General features: G+C 42.5%; 11 protein-coding genes and 7 tRNA genes. 5 read left to right on the top strand and 13 right to left on the bottom strand.

Annotation, left to right across the window (positions count from 1 at the left end):
- Window positions 1-139: 139 nt before the first annotated feature.
- The 9 genes from J8M01_RS22055 to dnaQ all read right to left on the bottom strand — a co-directional run bounded on the left by J8M01_RS22055 (window position 140) and on the right by dnaQ (window position 3048).
- Window positions 140-216 (bottom strand) — tRNA-Asp (locus J8M01_RS22055).
- A 43-nt stretch (window positions 217-259) separates the two neighbouring features.
- Window positions 260-336 (bottom strand) — tRNA-Asp (locus tag J8M01_RS22050).
- A gap of 28 nt (window positions 337-364) precedes the next feature.
- Window positions 365-441, bottom strand: a tRNA-Asp gene (locus J8M01_RS22045).
- A 30-nt stretch (window positions 442-471) separates the two neighbouring features.
- Window positions 472-548, bottom strand: a tRNA-Asp gene (locus tag J8M01_RS22040).
- 27 nt (window positions 549-575) lie between these two features.
- Window positions 576-652, bottom strand: a tRNA-Asp gene (locus tag J8M01_RS22035).
- A gap of 36 nt (window positions 653-688) precedes the next feature.
- Window positions 689-765 (bottom strand) — tRNA-Asp (locus J8M01_RS22030).
- Window positions 766-792: 27 nt separating this feature from the next.
- Window positions 793-869: transfer RNA gene (locus tag J8M01_RS22025), tRNA-Asp, on the bottom strand.
- Window positions 870-967: 98 nt separating this feature from the next.
- Window positions 968-2329 carry a TIGR03503 family protein gene (locus J8M01_RS22020; protein WP_192508108.1) on the bottom strand — a complete coding sequence of 454 codons (1362 nt, stop codon included), beginning with the start codon at window positions 2327-2329 and terminating at the stop codon, window positions 968-970.
- Window positions 2330-2340: 11 nt separating this feature from the next.
- The gene (gene dnaQ / locus J8M01_RS22015; RefSeq protein ID WP_192508109.1) at window positions 2341-3048 is read right to left on the bottom strand and encodes a DNA polymerase III subunit epsilon; all 708 of its coding nucleotides are present in this window, start codon (window positions 3046-3048) and stop codon (window positions 2341-2343) included.
- Between the two features lie 70 nt (window positions 3049-3118).
- On the opposite strand from dnaQ, the gene rnhA reads away from it, so the two are divergent.
- Complete coding sequence (gene rnhA / locus J8M01_RS22010; protein WP_192508110.1) at window positions 3119-3589, top strand: ribonuclease HI; 471 nt, start codon at window positions 3119-3121, stop codon at window positions 3587-3589.
- Here rnhA and J8M01_RS22005 read toward each other — a convergent pair.
- Complete coding sequence (locus J8M01_RS22005) at window positions 3586-4347, bottom strand: class I SAM-dependent methyltransferase (RefSeq protein WP_192508111.1); 762 nt, start codon at window positions 4345-4347, stop codon at window positions 3586-3588. The genes rnhA and J8M01_RS22005 overlap by 4 nt on opposite strands.
- Before the next feature lie 56 nt (window positions 4348-4403).
- Between J8M01_RS22005 and gloB the strand changes: the two genes are divergently transcribed.
- Both gloB and J8M01_RS21995 read left to right on the top strand, forming a co-directional pair.
- Window positions 4404-5171 (top strand): hydroxyacylglutathione hydrolase, encoded by a 768-nt coding sequence (gene gloB, locus J8M01_RS22000; protein ID WP_192508579.1) that lies wholly within the window; start codon window positions 4404-4406, stop codon window positions 5169-5171.
- 84 nt (window positions 5172-5255) lie between these two features.
- Complete coding sequence (locus tag J8M01_RS21995) at window positions 5256-6827, top strand: LysM peptidoglycan-binding domain-containing protein (protein ID WP_211059346.1); 1572 nt, start codon at window positions 5256-5258, stop codon at window positions 6825-6827.
- 75 nt (window positions 6828-6902) lie between these two features.
- Here the strand turns inward: J8M01_RS21995 and J8M01_RS21990 are convergent, their stop codons facing one another.
- Genes J8M01_RS21990 through J8M01_RS21980 form a run of 3 tightly spaced genes read right to left on the bottom strand, consistent with a single transcriptional unit; the run spans window position 6903 to window position 8404 of the window.
- Window positions 6903-7346, bottom strand: coding sequence for a flavodoxin domain-containing protein (locus J8M01_RS21990; protein ID WP_192508113.1), 444 nt, complete (start codon window positions 7344-7346; stop codon window positions 6903-6905).
- Complete coding sequence (gene truC, locus J8M01_RS21985; RefSeq protein ID WP_211050747.1) at window positions 7346-8080, bottom strand: tRNA pseudouridine(65) synthase TruC; 735 nt, start codon at window positions 8078-8080, stop codon at window positions 7346-7348. The genes J8M01_RS21990 and truC overlap by 1 nt, the downstream gene beginning before the upstream one ends.
- 3 nt (window positions 8081-8083) lie before the next feature.
- Complete coding sequence (locus J8M01_RS21980) at window positions 8084-8404, bottom strand: YqcC family protein (RefSeq protein WP_211059345.1); 321 nt, start codon at window positions 8402-8404, stop codon at window positions 8084-8086.
- Between the two features lie 140 nt (window positions 8405-8544).
- Here J8M01_RS21980 and J8M01_RS21975 point away from each other — a divergent pair, with 140 nt between their 5' ends.
- Both J8M01_RS21975 and J8M01_RS21970 read left to right on the top strand, forming a co-directional pair.
- Window positions 8545-9573 carry a DUF3549 family protein gene (locus tag J8M01_RS21975; protein WP_211059344.1) on the top strand — a complete coding sequence of 343 codons (1029 nt, stop codon included), beginning with the start codon at window positions 8545-8547 and terminating at the stop codon, window positions 9571-9573.
- Window positions 9574-9876: a DUF3301 domain-containing protein gene (locus tag J8M01_RS21970; RefSeq protein ID WP_211050753.1), complete on the top strand. Its 303-nt coding sequence runs from the start codon at window positions 9574-9576 to the stop codon at window positions 9874-9876.
- Window positions 9877-9965: the final 89 nt, after the last annotated feature.

The following is a 9965-nucleotide window of genomic DNA, read 5'->3' as shown; positions in this document are numbered from 1 at the left end:
GCAGATAAGCAGATAAGCAGATAAGCAGATAAGCAGATAAGCAGATAAAGAATATTAATAATTGATATGTAATTTCAGGATTTTTTAATTATTAAAGGAATAATTATGAGTATATGCTTTGAGAGAAATTTAACATATATGGCGGAGTGGACGGGACTCGAACCCGCGACCCCCGGCGTGACAGGCCGGTATTCTAACCAACTGAACTACCACTCCGCAGTGGTATATGACGTATTTCGGGCGTCCCCTAGATATCAAATGGCGGAGTGGACGGGACTCGAACCCGCGACCCCCGGCGTGACAGGCCGGTATTCTAACCAACTGAACTACCACTCCGCAGAGATATCATTTTTGTTATTTGCATTGGCGGAGTGGACGGGACTCGAACCCGCGACCCCCGGCGTGACAGGCCGGTATTCTAACCAACTGAACTACCACTCCGCTGAGCAAATAAAATTTCGATTAAGACGTTGGCGGAGTGGACGGGACTCGAACCCGCGACCCCCGGCGTGACAGGCCGGTATTCTAACCAACTGAACTACCACTCCTCGACGTTTTAATCTGTGCTTTCCTATTGGCGGAGTGGACGGGACTCGAACCCGCGACCCCCGGCGTGACAGGCCGGTATTCTAACCAACTGAACTACCACTCCACTAAGGAAAAGCGTGCCTTTCGGCGTTGTAAGGATTGGCGGAGTGGACGGGACTCGAACCCGCGACCCCCGGCGTGACAGGCCGGTATTCTAACCAACTGAACTACCACTCCAGCATCTCTTACAAATTTTTGAATAATTGGCGGAGTGGACGGGACTCGAACCCGCGACCCCCGGCGTGACAGGCCGGTATTCTAACCAACTGAACTACCACTCCGCATTATTCTTGCTGTTAGGTTGCTCCCTGACAGCGGCGTGAATAATACGAATGGACCCCTTTGGAGTCAACAGTTTTTTTGCAATTTTCCTTCTTTTTTAGTCATCTGACATCGAAAGGTTCAAAATATCACCTGATTTATCATTTTTTGAGCCATTCCCATCTGACTTTTGATTCTCTATTTCTGTTTCTTCTATTTCAAGTTCTGACTTTTTCTTAAATGAAGGCAATTTAAAGCGCAACTTAATGGGTTTATTTTGCACAAAAATACGAATAGCCAACCACCCAAACAATAAAACCATCAGATTGCCAAACAAAATAATCGCAATCATCGTGCTAGAACTCATCGTATCATCAACTATTTCTGCTGCCTTTTCTTGGTTCGCCATTTTTTGTTCAGCTAACGGTAACTCAGGTACCTTTTCTATTGGTCGCTCTATTTCAAATTTATACATCGGCAATGTTGCCATGAACTCTCGACCATTTACATTTTCACCAAACGCCGACAGCTCAATGCTATATCTGCCCCAATCATAATTTTGAATCATGACTTTTCTATATAATCGCGCTTCTTCATTTAAGGTGAACATTTTCTCTTCACCATTCGGGTAAAAGATTTTCCCCTGAAAAATCACCGTCTCAGGTTTAACAATATCTTGGTCAATTCGCAGTAATAGCTCGTGTTCTGACTCTTTGTCCGTGGCAAGTTCTAAATGATAGTCAAAAGGCGGCTCAGCAATAATAAGCGGCTCTTTAACAACTCTGCGTTTTAGTATCGGGGTTTCTATGAAAAATTCAGGTTGCCACTCCCCCGCAGGGAAACTCAACTTAAACTCTCCAGTAAAAATACCATCCATCGGCCTTTCATCAAACTCTCGACCATCATCTTTAAATGCAGTGACGCTTTGTGTCCCTGCTCCAAAGTTTGCATAGTTGTTATTATTGGTACTGGTAAATTCGACAAATAAACTCACAACATCGCGAAAATAACCGGTTTGTATCGGCTTGCCGTCATTGGTGATATGGCCACTGACTTTTAACGTTTCCCCTCTAAACAACAAAGGAGGTAAAGGGTCTACATGAAGTTCAACTTCACCCAGCACCATAATGCGACTATTCGGCTGTATACTACCAACCACTTGCCAAGGTCCGGGGGTCGGGTTTGAAATGGTTATGAGGTCATAGCTTGGTTCATCAAACCAATCAAGGTTTTCATTTTTAAGGGCTTGTGGCGCGTAGAGCTTACTGCCATCGGGTTTGACTAATACAACCGCTGGCGCTCCTCGAGTTCGAAAAAACAACAACGTAATTTTGTCGACTTTATGATCAATTCGAAAGCGATTGTCTAGTAGCGGAATTTCATTTATTTTTCCATTTCGCTGTAAAAGCGTGATGGACGGCAAAGCTAACGCACCAAACCCTATGGCTATTAGCAAAGCCCCCACAATTAATCGCCTCATAGTTTACCTCATTATTGCTGCCATATCGTATTGCCATCTTTATTGACCACTTTCAAGCGTTCTTCGTGAGCAACTACTTCATCGGCACTTGCCAAAATAACTTTAAGTGGTTGTCTATCAGCGCTTAATCTTATTATATCGCCTTGCTGTTTATTGCCACCGGTTTCATTACCCGATGCCAAGTTGAGTTTTTTCTGCCCCCCGGTCATACCGAGATAAACATCAGCAAGAATTTCAGAATCCAGTAATGCGCCGTGCAAAGTTCGTTTAGCATTATCAATATCATAGCGACGACATAGCGCATCTAGGTTGTTCTTTTGACCTGGATGTAAGTCTCTCGCCATGACTAAGGTATCTAATACTTCGCAGTAATCGTGTGTCAGCGGGTAACCTTGGTTTAACATCGCAAATTCATGATCCATAAAGCCGACGTCAAAGGGCGCGTTGTGGATCACCAATTCAGCTCCCTTAATAAACTCAAAGAACTCGTGTGCAACATCTTGGAATAGCGGCTTGCCCTTTAAAAACTCATTCGTAATACCGTGCACATCTATCGCTTCTTCTTCAATACTACGTTGAGGGTTTATATACACATGAAAGTTATTACCAGTTAAGCGGCGATTTACAAGCTCTACACACCCTATCTCAATAATACGATGGCCCGATTTAGGGTCGATACCCGTTGTTTCTGTATCTAGGACTATTTGTCTTTTTAACATTTCGTCAGTAACCTAACTTTGCTATTGTTAGCATTCAATATCTTTATTCTACATAAAAACAGGTCAATTCGTGCAAAAAACCGTAGAGATTTATACCGATGGGTCATGTTTAGGTAATCCAGGTCCTGGTGGTTATGGTATTTATATGAGCTATAAAGGCCATGAAAAGACGTTAAATCAAGGGTATCAACTCACCACAAATAATCGAATGGAAATGCTTGGCGCAACGGTTGCGTTAGAAACATTAAAGCACCCTTGTCGTGTTATACTTTATACCGATAGCCAATATGTCAAACAAGGCATTGAATCTTGGGTCGCAAACTGGAAAAAGCGCAACTGGAAAACAGCGGCCAAAAAGCCAGTTAAAAATGTCGACTTGTGGCAACGGTTAGATTTAGCTTGCCAGCGCCACACTATCCAATGGAAATGGGTAAAAGGCCACAGTGGCAACAAGTACAACGAAATAGTTGACGACCTAGCCCGTGAAGCTGCCTCTATGGATGACTTATTGCCTGATAATGGTTACCAGCCAGACGCTTAATTCTCTTCCTGAAATGACTCTCTAGATTGCCTTACTCTCGCACTTTTCACGGCTGGGGCCCATTTAGGACGAGCATGCCATTTCGGCTTAATCGGGGTTAATGGCGCAACACGCTTTCTTGCCACTAGCAAGTAACAACTCCCCATTGGTTTCAAATAATGGCGACAAAAATGTCGCCAAGGCGCAAATCGAGACAATCGACTACCTCTGGCTAAAGAGGCATGAATAAAGCGCTCATCCGCTAATATCTCAAACCCCAATAAATCCAACCAATCTTTTACGCGTGCTGGCGTAAAAAAGCGTCCTGACCAAGGCAGCTTTTGACCACTAAATGGCAGGCAATGAGCAAGGCCACACAAACTAAATGGGTTAAACCCAGAAATGACGATATACCCGCCTGGGATCAAAGTGCGGTGTGCCTCACGTAAAATATGGTGTGGGTCTGAATGATACTCCAAACAATGGCTTAGAATACATGCATCAACACTGTGTTCAGAAAAGGGTAATTCATCAATTTCAGCCACAACCCCCACATGTTGCTGCGATGTAGGGGCGACACAAACTTGATGCTTAATGGCGCTTTTTGACGTATCGAGTTGGCCACTTAAACCTCCAAGCTTAAGCATATGATAACCAAACATTCGCGTTAACCATTTCCCCATTCGCCGCTCAATGCCATACCGTACATAGTCCCCATGTGGAAAATCTTGCCAATTAAGAGGCTTTGGGCCTTGTTGAAAACTGAGTGCTGGTTTCATCGTTAGAGCTTGCTCGCTATACTATTGCTAACGTTCACTTTATAGAGCAATTAACCATGGCGCAAGTAGAGCCAATCAATGCATTTGATGACAATTATATCTGGGCTATTCGAGACACCGATAAAAAACAGGTTTGGGTCGTTGACCCAGGTGATGCTGAGCCTGTGCTTTCATATCTCGCCCAACATGACGCAACCCTTTGCGGTATTTTGATCACACACCACCACTGGGACCATACCAATGGTGTTGCTGAACTCACTCACGTCTTCCCTAACACCAATGTATATGGTCCTCAGAACTCCAAATTTAAAGGGATCACACACGCCCTGCGAAATGGTGATAGCCTCACTGTTTTTGAACACACTTTCAGTGTACTCACGACACCTGGCCATACATTAGATCACATCTGTTACTGTAATGATGTATTGTGCTTTACGGGTGATACGCTGTTTAGCGCCGGATGTGGACGATTATTTGAAGGCAGTGCAGAGCAAATGTGGCACTCATTTAAACTGTTTTCACAGTTCAATGACAACACCCTAATTTATTGCACACATGAATATAGCGCTGCGAACTTAGCATTTGCTATCGCAGTAGAGCCTGATAATAACGATATCAAAGCACACATTGAATGGGTCACTACACAGCGTAAAAATAATTTACCCAGTCTACCAACTCGTTTTGGTATTGAACGAAAAATCAACCCATTTTTGCGCTCGGATCTACCACATATGTTGCATCACTTACCTCATGATGTAACAGTGAATAATCTTACGCCTTGGCATAACTTTGCAGCTCTGCGATTATGGAAAGACCAATTTTAGTCAGCACAGGCTCAGCACAGCTCTTTAAACTTATCTTATTTACAGGTAGTATTGGCGGGTTTTTGCCCGAATATATAAAGAAATATGACTAAATCACCTATTTTAATTGTACTGGTAGCACTGTTAAGTGGTTGCCAAACATTAACATCAACGACTGAACAACGCGTAGAAGCTCAAGTATTAGATAACGCAGCAAGTCCGCATGAAATTAGTGAGACATTACTGAGTGCAATCCATGCTCCAATTGAAGTAGATGAGCCCCCCCCGGTCTTTGACGACGTATGGGAACGTATTCGCTACCAGCTTTCGATAGAAGTGCCGCAAAACAGACCTGTGGTTGCTGAGCGTAATTATTATCAACGGCACCAGCGCTATATGGATCGAATATCAAAACGCGCAGAACCTTACCTCTACTTCATTGTTGAAGAAGTAGAGAAACGTGAAATGCCCATTGAAATTGCCCTCCTGCCAATCGTAGAAAGTGCATTTGACCCTTTTGGTTATTCTCATCGTAGTGCCTCGGGTATTTGGCAGTTCATGCCACAAACTGGCGAGCGTTTTAACTTAAAGCAGAATTGGTGGTATGACGGACGACGTGACATTGTTCAATCAACCCGCGCAGCACTTGATTACTTAACTTATTTACATAAAACCCTTGAGGGTGATTGGCTCAATGCAATCGCGGCATACAACTCAGGTGAAGGTCGACTGCTAAAGGCCATTCGCAAAAACCGCAAAAAACATTTACCCACCGACTTTTGGTCTTTAGACTTGCCAAGAGAGACAACCGCGTATGTACCAAAGTTACTCGCTTTATCTGATCTTTTGAAGCGTCAAGATGAATTCAAAGTAACCTGGAACCCCATTATCAATGCCCAAGTTGTTGAGACCATTGATGTTGACTCTCAAATTGATTTAGCACTCGCAGCGCAAATGGCCGATATTACTTTAACTGAATTATATCGACTTAACCCCGGATTCAATCGCTGGGCAACAGACCCTGATGGGCCTCATATCTTACTACTCCCATCAGATAAAATTGATACATTTAAAACAAAATTAGCCGTTACGGAAGCTAAAGACCGTTTAAGGTGGCAATATTATACCGTTAACCGAGGTGATACACTGTCTGTAATAGCGAAAAAATTCTCAACCAGTTCCAGTGCTATTCAATCTTTAAATAAACTAAACAGTCATATTATTCGAATTGGTCAAAAACTACTCGTGCCTTTAAGTGATGGAGAATTGAAAAGTGAGCACTTACCATCACAAGTCAGGATGGCGGTCAATAAGAATCAAAAAAGTAAAAAAACCCATGTTGTAAAAAGTGGCGATACGCTGTGGGATATCAGTCGAGAATACGATGTAACGATTAAGCAGCTTGCCAGTTGGAATAAACTTAAAACGCAATCGGTATTGCGATTAGGGCAAAAATTAACGGTTTACCAAAATACCAAAAGCAAACCAAATACCACGCTTGTGAGTACGTCTCGCACTATTACTTATAAAGTCAGACGCGGTGATTCATTAGCCCGTATTGCCAGTAAATTTAATTTAACGGTGAAAGAAATCATCAAATGGAATAACCTCGCTGGCCAGAAATATTTGCATCCGGGTCAAAAACTGAAATTAAAAGTCGATGTGAAACGTACCTAGCACTAGGGGCTGTTGGACATAAAATGGCGCTCATCATGTGCGCCATTTTAATGTTTAATTTTGTATATCATGGCATTATAAAGCTTGCTGCCAACTCCTTAGCCATAACTCAGTCGGTTCCCATGGTTCAAAATACTCTCCCGCATCGATGTCTAACCTGGACGTCACACTCGTCGCATCTAGCCCGCGTATAAGTTCATCGATTTGGCGACCAGCACCACAAAAAGTTTCTCCATAGCTACGATCTCCCAATGCAACTACCCCGACCTTCTTTCCTGTAAGCATGGGTGCTTGGCTATGCATTTGAGATATAAGCGGTTCTAAATTATCAGGAATATCACCAGATCCTGTTGTCGATGATACAAACAAAATATTATCTGATTGTTTGATTTGCTCTAATGTACCACTGTCATACACTGCCGCCTCATGACCTTGAGCGAGCAATGCTTTTTTAATCTCTGCAGCTAAATTATCTGCATTACCATACATACTACCGACAAAAATTGACACGACTGCCATTATTCATAATCCTTCTCTTGGTTAGGCCAGCCTAATTGGTCGCAAACTGCCAGCATTTGCTCACCCAACTCAGCGCTTATTGTTACTGATTTATGCGTATAAGGATGGATAAATTTTAACGAACTTGCAAACAACATTAAGCGGCGATAGCTAAAATGCTCAACAAAGAAATGATTATGTTTGTTATCGCCGTGATTTACATCGCCAATAATTGGTGTTGATAAATAATTTAAATGACGGCGAATTTGGTGCTTCCTACCTGTTTTTGGAAAACACTCTACCAATGAATAACGGATGGATGGATACTTACCAAAAGGGATCGGTAAACTCGCTTTATGTAAGCAATTAAACTGTGTTTGCGCTTCTTGCGGGGCTTTATCTTGATCTGCGAATTTATCTGCTATTTTATCAAGTTCTTCTTTCAATGGCCTATCTATAAATGTCGACTCTGGCGCAAAGCCACGCACTAATGCCAGATAACGCTTTTCAATATTGCCATCGATAAAAACCTGATTCATATCGCGAGCCGCTTCTGAGCTCAATGCAAATAACAACACACCAGATGTAGGCCTATCTAAACGGTGCACTGGAAAAACATGTTGACCGAGTTGGTCTCTTAGCATTTGTACTGCGAATTGGGTTTCTCTTTTATCGAGTAGTGAGCGATGTACTAATAGCCCTGAAGGCTTGTTTATTGCTACATAATCTTTATCTTGATAGATGATTTCTAACATCTCTTATCTCCCACTCAGTATCGCATCTAGTTCGCTAAGCACGCGGTGTAAAGGCAAAAAACAAGCCAGTTTTGAATAGTGTATTTCTGCCATGGGTGCAATCGATATATTGTTTGGTAACGGTGCCCCCGTCACTATCAATTGGCGTATTTTCGGGATAAAAATAAATTGTAGCCATTGTTCAAACTGTAACGTATCACAACAAAAAGGCTCGCTAGAAAGCAGTTTGCGAGGCTCTATCGGTGTATACTGCCAAAGCTCTGCCTGCGTCAGCTCTTGCGTCAACTGCGTTAGCAACGCGTCCACTTGATTCTTTTTTGCCATTTTTTGCACTCGCTAAAGGCCCAATATTACAAATAATTGGACAATTATACCCAAGCTCAATAGCAATCCCCAGCACAAGCTTACCAGCGCCGTAAATTGCAGGTATAATCTGGCACATATTCCCCAATTTAGCATGAATTATGACAGCGCAAATCTCCACTCTTGGCCAACTCCTTTCAGCCGCAGGTACTCAATGGCGAGCTTATGATATTGGTCGCAGGATCACCAAAATCGACAAAAAACAATTTGCGCAAATTGAGGGCACATTAATTCCTTACCCCTACCCACTGGCAGGGCATGCACTTATTGCGATTCAATTTTGGGACAATAATGCCACGTTAGACCCATATGTCTGGTTTTTAAAGTTACCACTTGATGAACAGAGTAAATTGGTCGCAGCAAGTCGAGACCACTTTGCAAATATGGTACTAGAAGCTCTTGGTACAGAAATTACCGGTGAACAAGCTCAGGGTAAACTTGATAACAACCCTTACGTTTTTACACCGAATGCAAATAAACTTGCCGCATTCAATGCATTACTCAAACGAGAGATAAACCGTCCTGCATCACAGTATTATGAGTATGCCGAATTATATTTTGCGGGTAAGCTACCTGAAAACGCTTGGCAAAATGTTGCGGTACAGGGTTTGGCCGACTTTGCATTTCGCCTAGAGCACAGCCATAATGCCAAAAACTTACACTCTGTTTGGTCATCACTGCCAATTCAAGTGAAACAACCTTTAAGCGCGATGCTTGAGCATGTGCCAACCGATACTCATTTAAGTGAACTATTTTACAACGACTGTATAAGCGCGCTAAAAAATAAACAGCTCGATATACTTATCTGTAATTTAAGAGCACTATCAGCAACTAAAGCACAGGGGTTATTACTGCAAGCGACTGATTTGATATTGGCGGATGAACTCGCCAACGAAGCAGATATACTGCTGACTTTAACTGGCCGTTGCTGGGAGGCTTTCAATGAGCAAAGCCGATTATTTATCTTGTTAGATAAAGCTGCACATAACACACAAGTTGATGGTTTATTTACAAGTATTTTTGCTGATTTGGTTGCAATTCCAAGCCTTCGCCCTCATGTTTTAAGTATTCTTAGAGCAGAAAATCGCAGTGAGACCTTGTCTCGTGCAATTGGTAGGTTATTTTCTTAAATGGCAACACTTTGGATTTTTATACTCACAGGTGCCGTGATCGCATTCTTTTGGTTTAGTCGCCAGTTTGCTGAATCGGCCAAACAGCATGCTGAACGTCAAGCTGAGCGATTACAAGTGCAATTACTAAGCGTTGCATGTCAAAAACGACGCCTAGGCATTTTGCGCAGCGGTAAACCTGGAATTAAAAGCCAATTTATGTTCGAATTTAGTTCTGACGGGGAAACCGTTTATCAAGGCACCTTGTATCTAGAAAACAGTCATTTACTTAAATCAGATATTCCTCCCCACCGTATTAGTTAATGGCGTTATTAACTAAATTCTATAAAGCAAAGCTTCATACGCTTTGCTTTAAGTACATCATGGCGCACTAGAAACTCACAATCAATGTG

It is taken from the genome of Pseudoalteromonas sp. MMG005, from assembly GCF_018101015.1.
Taxonomy (GTDB): Bacteria; Pseudomonadota; Gammaproteobacteria; order Enterobacterales; family Alteromonadaceae; genus Pseudoalteromonas; species Pseudoalteromonas aurantia.
Note: the sequence above shows the minus strand (reverse complement) of the source record. Positions and strands in the feature narration are given on the sequence as shown.

Bases quoted from the DNA above. Each gene is read 5' to 3' on its own strand.
- J8M01_RS22020 (WP_192508108.1), bottom strand. From the start codon at position 2,329: ATGAGGCGATTAATTGTGGGGGCTTTGCTAATAGCCATAGGGTTTGGT.
- dnaQ (WP_192508109.1), bottom strand. From the start codon at position 3,048: ATGTTAAAAAGACAAATAGTCCTAGATACAGAAACAACGGGTATCGAC.
- J8M01_RS22005 (WP_192508111.1), bottom strand. From the start codon at position 4,347: ATGAAACCAGCACTCAGTTTTCAACAAGGCCCAAAGCCTCTTAATTGG.
- gloB (WP_192508579.1), top strand. From the start codon at position 4,404: ATGGCGCAAGTAGAGCCAATCAATGCATTTGATGACAATTATATCTGG.
- J8M01_RS21995 (WP_211059346.1), top strand. From the start codon at position 5,256: ATGACTAAATCACCTATTTTAATTGTACTGGTAGCACTGTTAAGTGGT.
- J8M01_RS21990 (WP_192508113.1), bottom strand. From the start codon at position 7,346: ATGGCAGTCGTGTCAATTTTTGTCGGTAGTATGTATGGTAATGCAGAT.
- truC (WP_211050747.1), bottom strand. From the start codon at position 8,080: ATGTTAGAAATCATCTATCAAGATAAAGATTATGTAGCAATAAACAAG.
- J8M01_RS21980 (WP_211059345.1), bottom strand. From the start codon at position 8,404: ATGGCAAAAAAGAATCAAGTGGACGCGTTGCTAACGCAGTTGACGCAA.
- J8M01_RS21975 (WP_211059344.1), top strand. From the start codon at position 8,545: ATGACAGCGCAAATCTCCACTCTTGGCCAACTCCTTTCAGCCGCAGGT.
- J8M01_RS21970 (WP_211050753.1), top strand. From the start codon at position 9,574: ATGGCAACACTTTGGATTTTTATACTCACAGGTGCCGTGATCGCATTC.